The sequence below is a fragment of the Saccharopolyspora sp. ASAGF58 genome, assembly GCF_012277335.1.
GTDB lineage: Bacteria > Actinomycetota > Actinomycetes > Mycobacteriales > Pseudonocardiaceae > Saccharopolyspora > Saccharopolyspora hattusasensis.
This window is the reverse complement of record NZ_CP040605.1, coordinates 56,950-75,176: the sequence shown is the minus strand read 5'-3', so window position 1 is coordinate 75,176 and position 18,227 is coordinate 56,950. Positions and strand designations below refer to the sequence as shown.

Genomic DNA, 18,227 nt, shown 5'->3' with positions numbered 1-18,227 from the left:
CAGAGGTTTCCGACGGCGGCGTGGCACGGCGGGACGCGGCGGGTGAGCCGGTGCCGACGGTGGCGCCGATTCCGGTTGGCTTGTTCCTGCGGTCGGGGCATTCCGACGATGGTCTCCTTTATGGCGCTGCGCAGCGGATACCTCCTGGGCGCGACCGGTTTGTGGTGGTGGTGCGTGGTGATCGACGTGGTGGTGTGCTGGTGGATGGGCGATCGGTATCTCCGCGGACCCTGGCTGATCTGATTCGGTGGTCGCCGAACTGGGATCCGGATGCTGTGGGGTCGGTATGGCTGTATGCCTGTGGGGTCTCTGAAAGATTTGCGCGGGAGGTGGACGCGGAGCTGGATGTTCGGGTCCGCTGGACGCGGGAAATGGTGTGGTTCGGTCCGGGCACTGGTGGGTTCGCTTCTATTGTTTCCGGCGCGTACATGGGTGATGGGGGTCGGTTGCTTCCGGTTTTGCCGCCCAACGGCAGGTGGGAGCCGACTCGGCCGGACGCTGATGGGCAACCAGAGGTGGACCCGTACGACCTTCCCTTGCCGGAGAGGCAGCACGGGTTGAGTCCCGAGTGGGTGCACCTGCGCGCGCCGGCGGACCAACGCGCTGCCGCGCCGAAGGCGCAGGCGCTTGGGGACCTGGCGCGGGCGTACCTGGAGCAGGGACTCGGGGAGGAGATGGATCCGTTTGAGAATCTAATGCGGAGATTCCGGGCGGATGTGCGTCGACTCCGCGCGGGGCGGCTTTTCCTGGTGAGGAGTTGGTGGCGGAGCTTGCTCGGCCGTTCGTGGGGGAGGGTGGGGATGGTTGGGAGGGGCTGGCGCGGGAGGTCGGGCTGGATGTTGGGAGGGATGATTTCCGGGAGGCTTTGAAGTCTCTGGCGGAGTTGGCGTGGGATGTTGGTTTCGATGGGCGTAAGTCGGCACCGGTGTACGTGTCGCGGATGAAACTGCTCCGGGTGTTGATCGACGCCGGTTTCGAAGACGGCAGGCAGGGTGCTGCTTTCTATGACCGGACGGTTGGCGATCTGCGGGAGCTGGTGGCGGATCTGGCGGAGCCGGTGTTCAACCATGTGACGGGTCAGCGCGAGAAACCGCGGCCGGAGAATGTGTCCGACGACGAGATTCGTCGCTGGATCGAGCCGATGGAACTTGTGCATTACGTTGGTGGTTACCGCAAGCTCGTCGGTGAGATCGGCGCGGATTTGGTGAGCGGCAGGCGACTGTTACGGGTTGTGCGTGTGGCGTACGAGTTGTACGACGAGAATCCGGACATGGCGACGCTGCGCAGCCTGGCGTGGTTGGCCAGCCAGCTTGATCCCGTGTCGTCGAACATTTCGTTGTCGTCCCTTGCCAAAATGGTTGCGCGGTTCGAACGTCGAGACGGCGGCGCCTTTGATTCGGAAGTGCGTGACTTGGTGAAGTTGGCGGGGAGGGCGCGGGACGTCCTTGGTCGGCTGGATTCCGTTCAAGTCGATGCCGATGCCGATGGCGATCAGCAGGTCCGTGCGGAGAAGGCGTTGGAGGCGATGTGGAAGGCCGACAAGCGTTGGCGGCGAGTGGAGGGCAGGCTGGCCGGGTTTGCAATCCCGGGGCCCGCGCGTGACGAACAGACGGTGCAGTGGGCCCGGGGGTTGGCTGGGTTCGAGGATGCTCGGGCTGTGGTGGTCAGGGAGCCGGCGGAGTCGCAGGCGCTCCTGGACGCCGTTGTCTTGACTCCGTTCGTGACGGGGATTGCTGAGTGGTTTGGGGGTGACTGGGGGGCGGTTGCGGCGGAGGTAGGGCTTGGGGACGTAACTAATCTACCGGCTGATTACCGGGAGTCCCTGCTGAATTTGGCGGCGTTGCACTGGGACACACAACCGATCCTCCTTCGCAACGCTGTGCCGGTGATGCGGCGGCTCCGGTTGTTGATCGATGCCGGTTTGGATGACGGCAGGGAGGGTGCCGCCCGCTACGCCCGGACGGTCGATGATCTTCGGGCGCTGGTGGCCGAACTGCCGGTGTTCGACCCTCAGACCGGACGGCAGCTGCGTCTTAGGTCGACCAGGGCTGTGGGGGACGTGGAGATTTATCTCTGGCTGGACCGGATGGACGTGGTGCACGATCTTGGCGGTGTTGGCGCAGTTGTCGGTGCGGTCGGCGCGGATTTGGTGGGTGGTAGGCGGTTTTTCCCGGTCATAACGCTGGCACAGCAGTTATACGGCCAAAATCCGGACATGGCGACGCTACGCAGCCTGGCGTGGTTGGCCAGCCAGCTTGATCCCGTGTCGTCGAACATTTCTTGGTTGTACCTTGCCAAAATGGTTGCGCGCTTCGAAGGCCGAGGCGGCCGCGCCTTTCCTTCGGAAGTGCGTGACTTGGTGTCGTTGGCTGAGAGGGCGCGACTGGTCCTTGGTCGGCTGGATTCCGTTCAAGCCGATGCCGATGCCTATGCCGATGGCGATCAGCAGGTCGGTCCGGAGAAGGCGTTGGAGGCGATGTGGAAGGCCGACAAGCGTTGGCGGCGAGTGGAGGGCAGGCTGGCCACGCTTGCAATCCCGGGGCCCGGGCGTGACGAACAGACGGTGCGGTGGGCCCGGGGGTTGCTGGCTGGGTTCGAGGACGCTCGGGCTGTGGTGGTTAGGGAGCCGGCGGAGTCGCAGGCGCGTCTGAACGCCGTTGTCTTGACTCCGTTCGTGACGAGGATTGCTGAGGGGTTTGGGGGTGACTGGAGGGCGGTTGCGGCGGAGGTAGGGCTTGGGGACGTAACTAATCTGCCGGCTGATTACCGGGAGTCCCTGCTGAATTTGGCGGCGTTGTACTGGGAGACAGAACCGATCCTTTTTGACAACGCTGTGCCGGTGATGCGGCGGCTCCGGTTGTTGATCGATGCCGGTTTGAGTGACGGCAGGGAGGGTGCCGCCCGCTACGCCAGAACGGTCGATGAGCTTCGGAGCCTGGTGGCCGATCTGCGGGTGTTCGAGCTTCAGGCCGGACGGCAGCAGCATCTTCGGTCGCCCGGGCCTGTGACGGGCGAGGAGATTCGTAGCTGGCTCTGGCGGATGGATCTTGTGCACGATCTTGGTGGTGTTGGCGCGGTTGTGGGTGCGGTCGGCGCGGATTTGGTGGGTGGTAGGCGGTTTTTACCGGTTATAGCGCTGGCACAGCAGTTGTATAACGCACGGCGGCCGGGGATGGCGACGCTGCGTGGCCTGGCGTGGTTGGCCAGCCGGCTTGATCCCGTGTCGTCGAACATTTCGCCGGCGTCCCTTGCCCGCATGGCGGCGGATTTCGAAGGCCGAGAGGATTGGCACGGCTCCCTTCCGGAAATGCATCGCTTGGTGGAGTTGGCGGGAATCGCGCGAGAGGACGGTGGTCAGGTCGACGGCGATCCGGTGCAGGCGTTGAAGGCGATGTGGAACGCCGACAAGCCTTGGCAGCGAATCGGGTACAAGCTGGCCGCGCTTGCACACCCGGAGTCCAGGCGTGAGGAACAGACGGTGCAGTGGGCCCGGGGGTTGCTGATTGAGTTCGAGGAAGCTCGGTCTGTGGTGGTTAGGGAGCCGGCGGAGTCGCAGGCGCGTCTGAACGCCGTTGTCTTGACTCCGTTCGTGACGAGGATTGCTGAGGGGTTTGGGGGTGACTGGGGGGCGGTTGCGGCGGAGGTAGGGCTTGGGACGTATCTAATCTGCCGGCTGATTACCGGGAGTCCCTGCTGAATTTGGCGGCGTTGTACTGGGAGACAGAACCGATCCTCTTTGACAACGCTTTGTCGGGGATGCGGCGGCTCCGGTTGTTGATCGATGCCGGTTTGGATGACGGCAGGGTGGGTGCTGCCTCTTACGCCAGGACGGTCGATGAGCTTCGGAGCCTGGTGGCCGATCTGCGGGTGTTCGAGCCTCAGGCCGTACGGCAGCAGCTTCTTCGGTCGCCCGAGCCTGTGACGAGCTGGGAGATTCGTAGCTGGCTCTGGCGGATGGATCTTGTGCACCACGTTGGTGGTGTTGGCGCGGTTGTCGGTGCGGTCGGCGCGGATTTGGTGGGTGGTAGGCGGTTTTTCCCGGTCATAGCGCTGGCACAGCGGTTGTATGGCGCGCTGCGGCCGGAGATGGCGACGCTGCGTGGCCTGGCGTGGTTGGCCAGCCAGCTTGATCCTGTGTCGTCGAACATTTCGTCGGCGTCTCTCGCCCGCATGGCGGCGGATTTCGAAGGCCGAGAGGATGGGCAGGCCTCCCCTTCGGAAGTGCATCGCTTGGTGGAGTTGGCGGGGATCGCGCGAGAGGACGGTGGTCGAGTCGACGGCGATCCGGTGCAGGCGTTGGAGGCGATGTGGAACGCCGACAAGCTTTGGCACCGGATGGGGGACAGGCTGGGCGCGCTCGTGGAGACCGGGCGGGACGAGCAGGCGGTGGAGTGGGCCCTGGGAGTGCTTGTTGAGTTCGAGGAAGCTCGGTCTGTGGTGGTTAGGGAGCCGGCGGAGTCGCAGGCGCGTCTGAACGCCGTTGTCTTGACTCCGTTCGTGACGAGGATTGCTGAGGGGTTTGGGGGTGACTGGAGGGCGGTTGCGGCGGAGGTAGGGCTTGGGGACGTATCTAATCTGCCGGCTGATGACCGGGAGTACCGGGAGTCCCTGCTGAATTTGGCGGCGTTGCACTGGGAGACAGAACCGATCCTCCTCGTTGGCAACGCTTTGTTGGGGATGCGGCGGCTCCGGCTGTTGATCGATGCCGGCTTGGATGACGGCAGGGAGGGTGCCGCCCGCTACGCCAGGACGGTCGATGATCTTCGGGCGCTGGTGGCCGATCTGCCGGTGATCGACCCTCAGACCGGACGGCAGCGGCGTCTTGGGTCGACCGGGGCTGTGGGGGACGTGGAGATTCATCGCTGGCTGGACCGGATGGACGTGGTGCACGATCTTGGTGGTGTCGGCGCGGTTGTCGGTGCGGTCGGCGCGGATTTGGTGGGCGGTAGGCGGCTGTTCTCGGCCATAACGCGGGCAGAGCAGTTGTACGGCGCGCGTCCGGGGATCGAGAAACTGCACGACGTGGCTCGGGAGCTGCGGGTTACGGAGGTGCGGAAGTCGCTGCAGCAGCACATGGCTCGGAAGGGGTTGTTGGAGCCGCTCCTGGAGCTGGATGAGTCTCGGCAGGCGGAGTTGGATTCGTTGCCGGAGCGGGTCGAGGATGGGCCGGCGGAGTTGGATTCGTTGCCGGAGCAGGTCGAGTCTCAACAGGCGGAGCGGGATTCGTTGCGGGAGCGTATTGGGACTCGGCGGGCGGAGATCGAGGCGTTGACGGGTCGTATCGAGGCTGAGCAGGCGGTGTTGGACGGGTTGGTCAGCGACGCAGTCCGAGTTGGGAAGAAGAGAACGGCTGATGAGCTGACGGGGGGCGCGGAATCGTCCGATGGCCGGCGGGTTCGCTTGCGGGGGGCTGTGCCGGAGGAGATTCAGAAATTAGCGGAGGTGGCCCGGCGTATGGACGCGCATTTCGCGGCGTTGCCCGCAAGTTTCCGTCCGGATTTGCGTGCCAAGGTCGCCTATGCGAGGCAGTTTGCGGAGCAGGGGAACTGGACCCAGGAGGATTTGGACAAGGTCAAGGCGAAGCAGCCGGGGATGGAGGCGGCTGAGCGCTGGTTGCGAGACAAGGCATTGCCTGGTGCGGGGGCGTCTTCGTCTGCTGGTGCGGGTTTGCGGGAGGCTGGGGCGGCTGGGGTTTCGGGCGATGATGTGGAAGGACTGGGTGCGCCGGTGCAGGGGGTGGTGATTCCGGCTGGCATGTTCGTGCGGTCCGGGGATTCCGATGATGGTCTTCTTCTTGGCGCTGCGCAGCGGATCCCGTATCGAAGCGACCGGTTTGTGGTGGTGGCGCGTGGTGATGGACTTGGTGGGGTGATGGTGGATGGGCGGTCGGTGGATGCGCGCAGGTTGGCTGGGGTGATTCGGCAGTCGTCGAACTGGGATCCGGATGCTGTGGTGTGGCTGTATGCGTGTGAGGTCTCCGAGGCGTATGCGCTGGCGTTGGATGAGGCGTCGGGGTCTGAAGTTCGCTGGACGCGGTACATGGTGTGGTTCGGTCCGGATACCGGCGGGTTCGCTTCGATGGTTACCGACGCGTCCGTGGGTGATGATCGTCGGCTGCTTCCGTTGTCGCTGCCCAACGGCGGGTGGGAGTCCACTCGGCCGGACGCGGGTGGGCAACCGGCGGCGGGCCCCTATGACGACCTTCCCTTGCCGGAAGACCAGCGCGGGCTGAGTCCGGACTGGGTGCACCTGCGCGCGCCGGCGGACCAACGCGCTGCCGCGCCGGAGGCGCAGGCGGCTGCGGACCTGGCGCAGGCGCACCTGGAGCAGGGACTCAGGGAGGAGATGGATCCGTTTGAGGATCTAATGCGGGGATTCCAGGCGGATGTGGATCGACGACTCCGCGCGGACGTGCCGCTGCTTTTTTCTGGTGAGGAGTTGGTGGCGGGGCTTGCTCAGCCGTTCGCGGGGGAGGGTGGGGATGGTTGGGAGGGGCTGGCGCGGGAGGTCGGGCTGGATGTTGGCAGGGATGATTTCCGGGAGGCTTTGAGGTCTCTGGCGGAGTTGGCGTGGGATGTTGGTTTCGATGGCCGCGAGTCGGCCGCGGTGGATGTGTCGTGGATGAAACTGCTCCGGGTGTTGATCGATGTCGGTTTCGAAGACGGCAGGCAGGGTGCTGCTTTCTATGACCGGACGCTTGACGATCTGTGGGAGCTGGTGGCGGATCTGGAGGAGTCGGTCGACCATGTGACGGGTCAGCGCGAGAAAAAGCGGCCGGAGGGTCTGCCGGACAGCGAGGTTCGTCGCTGGATCATGCGGATGGACGTGGTGCTCCATCTTGGTGAGGTCCATGCGGCAGGTGACAACTCGCGCCTGCCGCTCACCACTCTGGTGGGCGGCAGGGGCGGGTTGCCGGTCATAGGGTTGGCGAGGCAGTTGTATGGCGCGAAACCAGACATGGAAGCGTTAGACGACCTGAGGTGGTTGGCCGGTCAGCTTGATCCCGTGTCGTCGAATATTTCGCGGGTGTCCCTTGACCGCATGATGGCGGGTTTCGACGGCCGAGCCGATATGAATGTGTCTGGTTCGGAAGTGCGTGAGTTGGTGGGGTTGGCGGGGAGGACGCGAAAGGTCCTTGGTCGGCTCGGTTCCGTCCAAACCGGTGCCGGTGCCGGTGCCGGTGCCGGTGCTGATGGGGGTCAGCGGGTCAGTCCGGTGCAGGCGTTGGAGGCGATGTGGAACGCCGATCAGCCTTGGCAGCGGGCGAGGGGCAGGCTGAACGCGCTCGCGAGGACCATGCGGGACGAGCAGACGGTGGAGTGGGCCCGGGGGTTGATGGCTAGGCTCGAGGAAGCTCGGTCTGTGGTGCTCGAGGAGCCGACGGAGTCGCAGGCGCGTCTGAACGCCGTTGTCCTGACTTCGGTCGTGGAGAGGATTGCTGAGCGGTTTGAGGGCGACTGGAGCGAGCTTGCGGCGGAGGTCGGGCTGGGCGACGGGACCGAGCTGTCGGCCGATTCCAAGGAGTCTCTGCTGAATCTGGCGGAGTTGTACTGGGAGATAGATCCGGATCTGTCCCGATTTGACAAGGCTCCGCTGTGGATGCGGCGGATCCGGTTGTTGATCGATGCCGGTTTTGAGGACGGCAAGGTGGGTGCTGCCTTCTATCAGCGGACGATGGGTGAGCTGCGGAGCCTGGTGGCCGTTGCGTACGGGCCGGTGTTCAACTCTGAGACCGGACAGCGGGAGCTTCGGTCGCCCGGGGATATGCGACTCGACGAGATTCGTCCCTGGCTCGAGCGGATGGACGTAGTGCATGACGTTGGGGGTTACGACGAGTTCGTCGGTGAGGTCGGCGCGGATTTGGTGGGCGGCAGGCGGCTGTTCCGGGTCATACGGCTGGCAGTGGAGTTGTACGGCAAGCAGCCGGGATTGGAGATGCTGCGCGGTCTGGGGTGGTGGGCGGCCAACCAGCTTGAAGCCGAGCCGTCGACCATGTCGTTGTGGTCATCCCTTATCAACATGGTTGCGGGCTTCGAAGGCCTATCCATTGAAAACATCGACGAGCCGAAGGTGCGCGACCTGGTGTCGTTGGTGGGGAGGGCGCGGGAGCACCTTGGTCAGGTCGACGGCGATCCGAAGAACGCGTTGGAGGCGATGTGGAACGCCGACAAGCCTTGGCAGCAAGCGAAGGACAGGCTGAACGCGCTCGTAAGGACCGCGGTTGACAAAGACGTCGTACCGATGGCGGAGTGGGCCCGCGGGTTGATGGCTAGGCTCGAGGAAGCTCGGTCTGTGGTGCTCGAGGAGCCGGCGAAGTCACAGGCGAGCCTGAACGCCGTTGTTCTGCCTCCGGTCGTGGAGAGGATTGCTGCTGCGCGGTTTGAGGGCGACTGGAGCAAGCTTGCGGCGGAGGTAGGGCTTAGCGACGGGACCGAGCTGCCGGCCGATGCCCGGCAGTCCCTGCTGAATCTGGCGGGACTGTACTGGGAGATAGATCCGGACCTGTCCCGATTTGAGGACGCTCCGCGGTGGATGCGGCGGATCCGGGTGTTGATCGATGCCGGTTTTGAGGACGGCAAGGAGGGTGCTGCCTTCTATAAGCGGACGATGGGTGAGCTCGGGAGCCTGGTAGCCGTTGCGTACGGGCCGGTATTCAACCCTGAGACCGGACAGCAGGAGCCCCAGCCCCCCGGCGAGGTGGGCCTCGTCGAGATCCGTCTCTGGCTCGAGCAGATGGACGTAGTGCATGACGTTGGGGGTTACCACGAGTTCGTCGGTGCGGTCGGCGCGGATTTGGTGGGCGGCAGGCGGCTGATGCCGGTCATGCGGCTGGCAGTGGAGTTGTATGGCGAGCAGCCGGGTTTGGAGATGCTGCGCGGTCTGGGGTGGTGGGCGGCCAACCAGCTTGATGTCGAGCCGTCGACCATGTCGTTGTGGTCGTCCCTTACCGACATGATTGCGGGCTTCGAAGCCCTACCCCGTGAACACGTCGACGTTCTTGATGTGCGTGACCTGGTGTCGTTGGTGGGTAGGGCGCGGGAGCACCTTGGTCAGGTTGACGGCGATCCGAAGAACGCGTTGGAGGCGATGTGGAACGCCGACAAGCCTTGGCAGCAAGTGAGGGACAGGCTGGCCGCGCTCGTAAGGACCGCGGTTGACAAAGACGACGTACCGATGGCGGAGTGGGCCCGCGGGTTGATGGCTAGGCTCGAGGAAGCTCGGTCTGTGGTGGTCAGGGAGCCGGCGAAGTCACAGGCGAGCCTGAACGCCGTTGTTCTGCCTCCGGTCGTGGAGAGGATTGCTGAGCGGTTTGAGGGCGATTGGAGCAAGCTTGCGGCGGAGGTAGGGCTGGGGGACGGGACTGGTCTGCCGGCCGATTTCGAGCAGTCCCTGCTGAATCTGGCGGAGTTGTACTGGGAGATAGATCCGCACCTGTCCCGATTTGACAAGGCTCCGCTGTGGATGCGGCGGATCCGGGTGTTGATCGATGCCGGCTTCGAGGACGGCAAGGAGGGTGCCGACTTCTACGCCAGGACGTTTGACGATCTCCAAAACCTGCTGGCCGATCTGTGGCTCCCGGTGTTCAACCCTTCCACCGGCCAGGACGACGCTCGGCCATCCATCGGGTTCAAGACGTTTCGTCGCTGGCTCAAGCGGATGGATCTGGTGCACGATCTTGGTGGTGTCGACAAGATTGCCGGTGAGGTCGGCGCGGATTTGGTGGGTGGTGGGCGGCTGTTCCCGGTTGTACGGCTGGCAGAGAAGTTGCACGACGAGACGGCGGATATGGAAATGTTCCACGGTCTGGCGTGGCTGGCCAACCAGCTTGATCCCGTGTCGTCGAACATTTCGTTGGAGTACCTCACCAACGTGTTTGCGGGCTTCGAAGGCCAAGCCGGTGACCATTCCCTTTCGGAGGTGTACCACTTGGCGTTGTTGGCGGGGAGAGCGCAAGAGTTTCTTGGTCAGGTCGACGGCGATTGGAAGGGAGCGTTGGAGGCGATTTGGAAGGCCGACAGGCTCTGGGAGAGGAAGGAGAACTGGCTGAAAGAGATCGAGGATAATGCGATCGAGGAGGGTGACGAACAGACGGCGCAGTGGGCCATGGGAAGGCTGTTCGACTTCGCGGACGCTCGGGCTGTGGAGGTCAGGGAGCCGGCGGAGTCGCAGGCGCGCCTGAACGCCGTTGTCCTGACTCCGGTCGTGGAGAGGATCGCTGAGCGGTTTGAGGGCGGCTGGGGCGAGCTTGCGGCGGAGGTAGGGCTGGGGGACGGTGCCGAGCTGCCGGCCGATGCCTGGCAGTCCCTGCTGAATCTGACGGATTTGTACGGGGAGATAGATCCGGATCTGTCCCGATTTGACGAGGCTCCGCTGTGGATGCGGCGAATCCGGGTCTTGATCGATGCCGGCTTCGACGACGGCACGGAGGGTGCCGCCTCTTATGCCCGGACGATTGATGATCTACGGAGCCTGGTGGCCGATCTGCCGAGGGTCGATCGTCAGACCGGACAGGACGAGCCTCGGTCGCCCGGGACTGTGGGGGGCTGGGAGATTCGTCGCTGGCTTGGGCGTATGGACGCGCTGGCAGAGCATTCGTACGGCGAGCGGTCGGGGATCGAGAAACTGCGCCACTTGGCGCGACAGCTGCGGGTTGCGGAGGTGCGGGAGTCCCTGCAGCAGGCTGAGTCTCGGCAGGCGGTGTTGGCGGCGTCGCTGCAGCAGGCCGAGTCTCGGCAGGCGGAGTTGGCGGCGTTGTCGGCGCGAAATGCCGGTGAGGGTGTGGAGTTGGGGTTGCGGGAGCGTATTGGGGCTCTGCGGGCGGAGATCGAGGAGTTGGCGGGGCGTATCGAGGCCGAGCAGCGGGTGTTGGAGGGGTTGGTGAGCGACGCGCCGCAGGAGAGCGGGCAGGACGACGCAGTCGAGCGTATGGCGGAAGACTGAGAAGCTGACGGGGGGCGCGGAATCGTCTGGTGCGGGGCATCTTCGTCCGCTGGTGCGGGTTGCGGGGGCCTGAGTCGGCCGAGGTTTCGGAGCGCCGGGATAAACCGGCGGATTGTTGGTTGCCGGCCGCGTAGCGGCACGGTGAGTCCGCTGATCGCGCCACCTTTCCAGCGCAGACTGGCCGCCGCCGCTGTCCGCCGCCGCTGTCCGCCGCCGCAACCGATGCTGGTGGGCACGTCTGCCGATGGCCACCTTCGCATTGCTCGAACAGCCGTGAGCGTTTTTGGGTGCCATAGCACCCAAAAACACTCACGGCTGTTCTTCGCTTACCGAAACGCTCGTCGCGATCCGCATAACAGCGAACACGCCCCCGCCGCTTCCCGCCATGGCGCGGCCAGGCGTGACGAACACCGGACGGTGAGATTCCTCAACTCGGAGTGGCTGAGCTATCGACGCTTCCCGTGCAGAGGAGGCGGCGATTTCGCGCGAAATCGCCACCCTTGGGTGGCCGACCTGGCAGCCGCGCTAAACCGGCCAGGTCATCGTCGATTTGACGTAGAGTGCGATCACGAGGGTGTCCAGGTCAGTCTTCACAAACGGATCATGGACGCCCTCGCCTCATGCCCGCAGGAATTTGGACTTACTCGTCTAGCCGATCCCTGCGGCTCCCCGGGTAGCCGGATGTACCGCACCGGCGACTATCTGCGTACGTTGGACAACGGTGTGCTCGACTTCGTGGGGCGTGTCGACCGAATGGTCAAGGTCCGCGGACGGAAACCGGGTCGAGCCGGAGGAGGTCGAAGCGAACCTGGCACGCAATCCGTCGGTCCGCCAGGTCACCGCGCTCGCCCCGCATGACGAGCAAGGGCAGCGGTATCTACTGGCGTTCGTGGTGTCCGTCGTCGGCAGTCGATTGTCGGAGTCGGACCTGCGGGCGACCGCAGAGGTATCGCTGCCTGACTGGATGGTGCCCGCGAGGTTCGTGCTCCGGGATACGCTTCCCGTCACCGACACGGGCACACGCCACCTTCCACAGCCTACTCGCCCAGGGCGTCGAGTTTTGGGAGTGCTCTCGACGCCTGGGCTGGTCATTGAACACGGTAAGCGCAGCGGGCGTGAGCAGCGTGCCGACGCCGCCCACCCGTGCGCGGGTCCTTCTCCCCTACACCTCCGGACGAGGAGCGGCCAGGGGTTGCATCAGCGCGGCGGACCTGGCGCCGGTCTCGCGGTCGAGGAGGGCTTTGATGACGGTCATTCCGTCCCGGGCAACGGTATAGTGCAGCTCCCGCGACTCATGCTGTGGTGGCAGCGGGCCAGTATTCTCCCGCCCGGCCCGAAACCCGGAAACCCAAGCCGCGGAGGCACCCAACCATCAGCGCGAGTGTCGTGAGTGGTTTCGGGCGCTATAGCACCGAAAACCACGCACGGGCCACCTCGGAACGCAGCGATCACCACCACCCACACCATCTGCTTTCCGGTAAGAGCCGGAACGAACACTTACGAGCGACGATCCAGTCCGGCGCGCTCTGGGTGGAGGAGGACTATCCGGTCATCAACCGGTGAACGGGGTGGCGGTCCGCGATGCGGACAGGGCTTGGGTCGGGTCTTCAGGTGAGGTGGTCTTCCAGCGCGTCGGCACCGGCTATCGCACCTCCGCAGTCGCGGACGATCTGGCGCATCGCGCCAAGATTGGCGCGCACCTGCTCGTCTGCCGCAAGATAGTTCACTGTGGTACGCAGTTGGTGCGCGGTTAGCGTGGAAGCATCCAGGCGACGCCCGAGGCCGAGTTCATCGACGCGGTCGGCGTTCGCGGCTTGTTCGGCCATTTGCGGGAAGGCTATCTGCCCAGGGCGTGTGCTAGGTTGATCTGAGGGTTGCGGCGGGTTTCTGTCCAGGTGGGACGCGAGACGAGGGCGCGGTTTCCGGTGGGAGATCATCGGGTTGTCCAAGCCGTGACGGTCTATCCAGGAGCCGCGCTCTTGTGTTCTTGGCTTCCCTGATTCGGGTTGTGCTTGACCGGCCCACCGTCACAGTCGAGTCCTTGCGGGGTCGTGTGGACGGTCTCTGGCGGGCTCTGGAGACGGTGGGCGGGGAATCCTGTATGGGTTGCCGTTGCTGCCGTTGCTGCCGTTGCTGCCGTTGCTGCCGGCCCTGGCGGTGCTGGCGGTGACCGCCGGTGCGAAGACGTTCATCGAGTCCGCCTCGGCGGAGAGAAGCCGCAAGTTCCATTGAAATCGAACCTTCGATTTCAATGGAACTTGCGGACCGTCGGCGTGTCGCTCCCCGACACGCCGATGCCTGTGGACAACCTCCGCAATTTCAATGGAAATCGTGGGCGGGCACGGACGTGCCAGGGCCCGCAGCCTGAAAGGTCCTTGTTCTGGACGGAAACCTGCGAACCGATCTGCTCGGGGCCCGGCAGGGCATCCGGATATGGCGCTGGCGTCGCCCGAACGGCAAAGCCGCCGGTATCGAAACGGTCCACCACCTGGCCAACCTGCCCCCCACCTGGCCAATCTGCCACCCATCTCCCTATCCGAAACTACCTAAACCGGACAGGTCAACCTTGCACACGCCCTGGCTATCTGCCACCGCCGGGCTTCGTCGTAGATACCGCGTGCTGCGCGAGTGGTTCGGGCCCGCTGATCCGTGCCGCCCGAGGAACTCGGCGCCGTCGGCGCAACCGTGAGAGGTGAGGGGCACCCTCGAGCGACTATGCCGATGACTATGCCGCCCAAGGGTGCCCCTGGTCGCGGGGCGGAACCCGAAAGGATCCGCTTCGCAGATTCGAACCAGAATATCTGCTCGATGTTGCCGGACGTGGCAGTAGCTCAGTTGCGCAGCAGCAATGCGGTCACGTGTAGTCCGCATGCGACTGCCACGATCAGCGTGTACTCGGTGGTGATCTCGTCGAGGTAGTAGGCGAGATTGACCGGGTAGGTGGCCACGGTCATGTTGCCGTGCTCGGCGAGGGTGTCCAGGTAATCACGGGGTTTGATGCGCTCGTTCCAGTGGTCCATCAGGATCCGGGAACCCTGGTGGGTCATGAGGGTCACCTGGTTCGGGTCTACGTCATTGCGTTTGAGCAGGTCAAGCGCCACTACTGCGACGGCGTCCTTGACCAGCCCGCCGAGGTCCTCGATCCCGGTCTGCGTCATGTCGTAGGTCGGGGTCGGCAGCCCGGTGACCGGATCGGTGGGGAGCAGCGTGAGTCCGTTGAGGTGCAACGTTCTCATGGTCATGGTCAGGCCGTGGTATTGGCTGCTTGCGGTCTGCGTCAAGTGGTCAACGACCACGAATCGATCGGACGGACCGACCACCGCCGCGCCGGCCGCGTCTCCGATGCTGACCGCGTGGCCTTTGGTGTAGTCCATGTGCCCGGTCCAGTTGGCGCCGCAGGCGACCAGCGAGTTGCGGGTCCGGCCGGCCTCTACTGCCTCGGCGGCGTGCACGACGCCGAGCAGGAAGTTGCTGTACTCGCTGTTGATCGGTACGACCATGACTTCAGGGGGAAGCCCCAGCAGGTGGTGCACGTGGTACAGGCTGTTGGGAGTGAGGTATTCCGGCACGGTGATGTAGCCGTACAACCGGTCGATGTCGGCGGGCTCGAGCCCTGCTTTGCCCAGCGCGGCATCAGCGGCCTTGACGACATGGTCTTCGATGCGTTCGCCCTTGGCGAGCACTCGGCGCCGATCGAGGCCGCGGAAGACGGCCGCCTCGATCACGCCCTGGGCGTTGCGGTTCTGATTCAGCGAAGCGTAGGCCGGGTCGTCGTTGCGCCGGACCCCGTTCGGGACCGAATAGCCAGCGCCGAGAATGCCTGCAGTCTGTGTCATGTTGTCCCTCAGTACGTGATCAGCGGCTTGATAATTCCGTCAGCGCGTGAAGCGAGAAGATCGAAGGCTTTCGCCGCGTCCGCGAAGCCGAAGCGGTGCGTAGTCATCGGTGTGGGGTCGATGCGCTTGTTGACCATGAGCCGGAACAACCGCTGAAGGCGCTCGGAGCCACCGGGGCAGAGCATCGCCCGGATTGTCTTGCCACCCATGCCGAAACCGAAGGCCACTAGCGGAATCGGCAGGTGCCCGGTGGACTGCCAGCCGTGGTAGCCGGCATTGACCACGGTGCCTCCGGCTTTCGTTGCGCGAACGGCCTGCTCGAAGGTCTGGTGGGTGCCGAGTGCCTCGATGGCGCAATCGACCCCGTGCTGGCCAACGACGTCCCGGATCGCGTTGATCGCGTCCTCGTGGCGTGGGTTGATGACCAGATCACTGCCGAACTGCGCGGACAGGCGGGCGTTGAGCGGGCGAGTCGCGGTGGTTATGACTGTGCCGGCGCCGAGCAAGCGGGCTCCTGCCGTGACGGACAGACCGACCGCGCCCTGAGCGAACACCGCAACTGTCCCGCCAAGTGGAATGTTGGCCTGTTCGGCTGCGGCGAGCCCCGTGCTCATGGAGTCGGTCGCGTACAACGCCTGCTCGTCGGTCAGCTCGTCGGGGATCCTGGCGACGTTGAAATCGGCGTCCGGCACGACGAAATATTCAGCCAGGCTTCCGTCCTGCTGTGTGGTGAACTTGTAGCCACCAACCCCACCACCGCACTGCTGTGGTGCCCCGCTCTGGCAGAAATCGCAGCATCCACACGGCGTGACTGAGGTAACCGCCACCCGTTCGCCTTCGCGTACTCGTGTCACCGCGTCACCAACGCGGCTCACGATCCCCACACTTTCGTGTCCAAGGATCCGGCCCACCGGCACGGCCATTGCGCCGCTTAGATTGTGTACATCGCTCGCGCACATCATCGATGCGGTGGTACGCACTACCACATCGCGCGGGCCCGGGTGCGGTACCGGCCGTTCTGCCAACGCGACCTCGTTGTGCGCCACGAGGGTGAGCGCTTTCATGGTCGCGCGTCGCTGACGTGGCAAGCTCGTAGTTTCTTGGCTAACCGATTGCGTTGTGACCGAGCCGCTCGTACTCATCACTTTCCTCCTGTACTGTAGCTTTGCATTCGAGAACATCCGCCAGGTCCCGGAGGCTGTCCACCAAGGATTCGCCACGAACCCCGGAGGGTCCCAAGGACAGTTCCAGATATTGCTGTCCGCCGTGGTTTTCCAGCGACATCCGGTCTATGGTGAGGCCGCAGCGGCGCACTGTGGCCGTAACGCGCGGTACTACGTAAGGCGTGTCCCGTGCAACCACGAAAACTGCGCGAGGCGGGGCGCCGGCCAACTCGGTACTCGCGTTTCTCGCGATGACTTCCTCGCGAACGGTGCTCGTATCCCAGCGTGGTGAAATACCGCGGGCGATCGAAATGTCATCGTTGCTGGCGCCGGGACCGACCATCGGCCACACCAACTCGTTGGCCGGTACCTGGAAATCGATGACGGCGGGAACGTCGGTGATTTCCAGAGCGTCCCGAACCACTTCGTCGATTTCATCGGCCTTCGTGCATCGAAGGCCGACGCAGCCGTATGCTTCGGCGAGCCGCACGAAATCCGGCGCTGCCCCAACGGCGTTCAACTCGGAGTGCGAGTACCGCTCGTCGTAGAAAAGGTTCTGCCACTGCCGGACCATGCCATAACTACCGTTGTTGATCACGGCGATCTTGATGGGGATTCGTTCGGCTACGCACGTGGCCAGCTCCTGATGCGTCATCTGGAAGCAGCCGTCGCCGTCGATCGCCCAGACCTCGCGCTCGGGCAAAGCCAATTTCGCGCCCATGGCCGCAGGGACCGCCACTCCCATCGTGCCAAGCCCGCCCGAGGTGATCAGCGAGCGCGGACGTTCGAAGCCGATGCACTGGGCAGTCCACATCTGGTGCTGGCCAACCCCGGTCACGTAGACCGCGTCCGGCGCGGCCAGTTCGCTCAGCCGGCGTAGCACGTGTGGGGCAGACAGCCCGTCCGCGGGCTGTTCGTAGGCCGGGCGATAGGTCTTCTGATATCTCTGCAAGACACTCGTCCAGGCCGTGAAGTCGTAGCGAAGGGCTTCTGCGGCGCTTAGCCGGTGGAGTTCGCCGAGGACCTGTTTGCAATCGCCGACCAGGGGCACGTCGGCGTGCCTGACCCGGGAAATCTCGGTGGCGTCGATGTCGATGTGGACGACCTTTGCTCCGGGAGCGAACGTGGACAGTTGTCCGGTCACTCGGTCGTCGAAGCGAACTCCGACCGCGATGAGCAAGTCGGCCTGCTGCAGGGCGCCGACGGCCGCCACTGATCCGTGCATACCCGGCATGCCCATGTGCAATGGATGGCTGTCCGGGAAAACGCCGAGCCCCATGAGCGTGGTCACCACAGGTATCCCGGCATGCTCTGCGAAGCGCAACAGTTCCGGGGCAGCTTCCCCGAGAACGGCACCGCCGCCGACGTATAGCACTGGCCGCGATGCCGAACGCAACAGCTTTAGGGCGCTACGCAGCAATCCCTCGTCACACATGGCGGGCGCCTGAGGCGTTGGCGCTCGTGGTTTGGTGAAGGGAGTGGCGGCGAGCAAGGCATCCTTGCACACGTCGACAACCACCGGCCCGGGTCTGCCGGTCCTGGCAATCCGAAATGCGTCAGCGATCGCGGCGGGGATCTGTTCGGCGTTGGTGACTGCGAATCCGTGTTTGGTAATGGGAAGAGTGATTCCCAGGACGTCAATCTCCTGGAAAGCGTCCGTTCCGATCGCAGTGCTGGGGACCTGGCCGGTGATCGCCACAAGCGGAATCGAGTCTCGGTGCGCGTCGGCCAGCGGAGTGACGAGATTGGTCGCGCCGGGCCCGCTGGTAACCAGACAAACCCCAACATTCCCGGTCGCCTGGGCGTATCCTCTTGCCGCGTGGCCGGCGCATTGCTCGTGCCGTACCAATACGTGCCGCAGCCTCTTCGAATCGACCAGTGCATCATATGCTGGCAGGATCGCGCCCCCCGGCAAACCAAAGATCACCTCCGCCCCGATTAGCTCCAGGCTTTGGACCAGGGCTTGGGCGCCGGTTATCTGTCCGGCATGCCTTGGCGAGGGGATGGTCATCGAGAAAGCCTCCTAAAGAAGACCCATTTAATGCAACCGGCACCGGCGTGCCCCCACGCGAGAACCGACGCCAAGGGTTATTCGCTTACGACATGGCAGCTGCCGCTCCGTGCAAGTATTCTTAGAGCAAATGAGCGTCATTGGTCGCCGTTTCACGTGCGATCAACGGGATCACAAGGAAACCTGCAGGGAAACCAGAGGATTGGTCCAGGTGCTCCCCTGCCTCCACCTCCAGTAACGTTCTCTTTTTTCGGCATGCGGAAATCGGCCTACCCC

10 protein-coding genes are annotated in these 18,227 nt (G+C 64.4%); 5 read left to right on the top strand and 5 right to left on the bottom strand.

Going from position 1 to position 18,227, the window contains the following annotated elements:
* Window positions 1-120 precede the first annotated feature (120 nt).
* From FDZ84_RS39870 to FDZ84_RS40430, 4 genes are all read left to right on the top strand, one after another.
* Entirely contained in the window at window positions 121-243 is a 123-nt protein-coding gene (locus tag FDZ84_RS39870; RefSeq protein WP_256413635.1) for a hypothetical protein, read from the top strand.
* A 517-nt stretch (window positions 244-760) separates the two neighbouring features.
* On the top strand, window positions 761-3,697 hold the full coding sequence (locus FDZ84_RS00165; protein ID WP_168584173.1) for a hypothetical protein: 2,937 nt from the start codon (window positions 761-763) through the stop codon (window positions 3,695-3,697).
* Between the two features lie 2,255 nt (window positions 3,698-5,952).
* Window positions 5,953-10,941 (top strand): hypothetical protein, encoded by a 4,989-nt coding sequence (locus tag FDZ84_RS37555; RefSeq protein ID WP_210435373.1) that lies wholly within the window; start codon window positions 5,953-5,955, stop codon window positions 10,939-10,941.
* A gap of 721 nt (window positions 10,942-11,662) precedes the next feature.
* Window positions 11,663-12,331 (top strand): hypothetical protein, encoded by a 669-nt coding sequence (locus FDZ84_RS40430; protein WP_371812747.1) that lies wholly within the window; start codon window positions 11,663-11,665, stop codon window positions 12,329-12,331.
* Between the two features lie 217 nt (window positions 12,332-12,548).
* On the opposite strand, the gene FDZ84_RS00145 is transcribed toward FDZ84_RS40430, so the two are convergent.
* On the bottom strand, window positions 12,549-12,767 hold the full coding sequence (locus tag FDZ84_RS00145) for a hypothetical protein (protein ID WP_210435372.1): 219 nt from the start codon (window positions 12,765-12,767) through the stop codon (window positions 12,549-12,551).
* Window positions 12,768-13,047: 280 nt separating this feature from the next.
* Here FDZ84_RS00145 and FDZ84_RS39865 point away from each other — a divergent pair, with 280 nt between their 5' ends.
* Complete coding sequence (locus FDZ84_RS39865; RefSeq protein WP_256413634.1) at window positions 13,048-13,173, top strand: hypothetical protein; 126 nt, start codon at window positions 13,048-13,050, stop codon at window positions 13,171-13,173.
* Window positions 13,174-13,189: 16 nt separating this feature from the next.
* Here FDZ84_RS39865 and FDZ84_RS00140 read toward each other — a convergent pair whose 3' ends face one another.
* The 4 genes from FDZ84_RS00140 to FDZ84_RS00125 all read right to left on the bottom strand — a co-directional run bounded on the left by FDZ84_RS00140 (window position 13,190) and on the right by FDZ84_RS00125 (window position 17,951).
* Complete coding sequence (locus tag FDZ84_RS00140; protein ID WP_168584171.1) at window positions 13,190-13,429, bottom strand: hypothetical protein; 240 nt, start codon at window positions 13,427-13,429, stop codon at window positions 13,190-13,192.
* Window positions 13,430-13,772: 343 nt separating this feature from the next.
* Window positions 13,773-14,777, bottom strand: coding sequence for a 3-oxoacyl-ACP synthase (locus tag FDZ84_RS00135; RefSeq protein ID WP_168584170.1), 1,005 nt, complete (start codon window positions 14,775-14,777; stop codon window positions 13,773-13,775).
* Window positions 14,778-14,785: 8 nt separating this feature from the next.
* Window positions 14,786-15,841 (bottom strand): alcohol dehydrogenase catalytic domain-containing protein, encoded by a 1,056-nt coding sequence (locus tag FDZ84_RS00130; protein ID WP_168589696.1) that lies wholly within the window; start codon window positions 15,839-15,841, stop codon window positions 14,786-14,788.
* 40 nt (window positions 15,842-15,881) lie between these two features.
* Window positions 15,882-17,951: an acetolactate synthase large subunit gene (locus FDZ84_RS00125; protein ID WP_168584169.1), complete on the bottom strand. Its 2,070-nt coding sequence runs from the start codon at window positions 17,949-17,951 to the stop codon at window positions 15,882-15,884.
* Window positions 17,952-18,227 lie beyond the last annotated feature (276 nt).

What these genes read in the sequence shown, in the direction of transcription:
- FDZ84_RS00135 (WP_168584170.1), bottom strand. Translation starts at nt 14,777, where the DNA reads ATGACACAGACTGCAGGCATTCTCGGCGCTGGCTATTCGGTCCCGAAC.
- FDZ84_RS00125 (WP_168584169.1), bottom strand. Translation starts at nt 17,951, where the DNA reads ATGACCATCCCCTCGCCAAGGCATGCCGGACAGATAACCGGCGCCCAA.
- FDZ84_RS00145 (WP_210435372.1), bottom strand. Translation starts at nt 12,767, where the DNA reads ATGGCCGAACAAGCCGCGAACGCCGACCGCGTCGATGAACTCGGCCTC.
- FDZ84_RS00130 (WP_168589696.1), bottom strand. Translation starts at nt 15,841, where the DNA reads ATGAAAGCGCTCACCCTCGTGGCGCACAACGAGGTCGCGTTGGCAGAA.
- FDZ84_RS39870 (WP_256413635.1), top strand. Translation starts at nt 121, where the DNA reads ATGGCGCTGCGCAGCGGATACCTCCTGGGCGCGACCGGTTTGTGGTGG.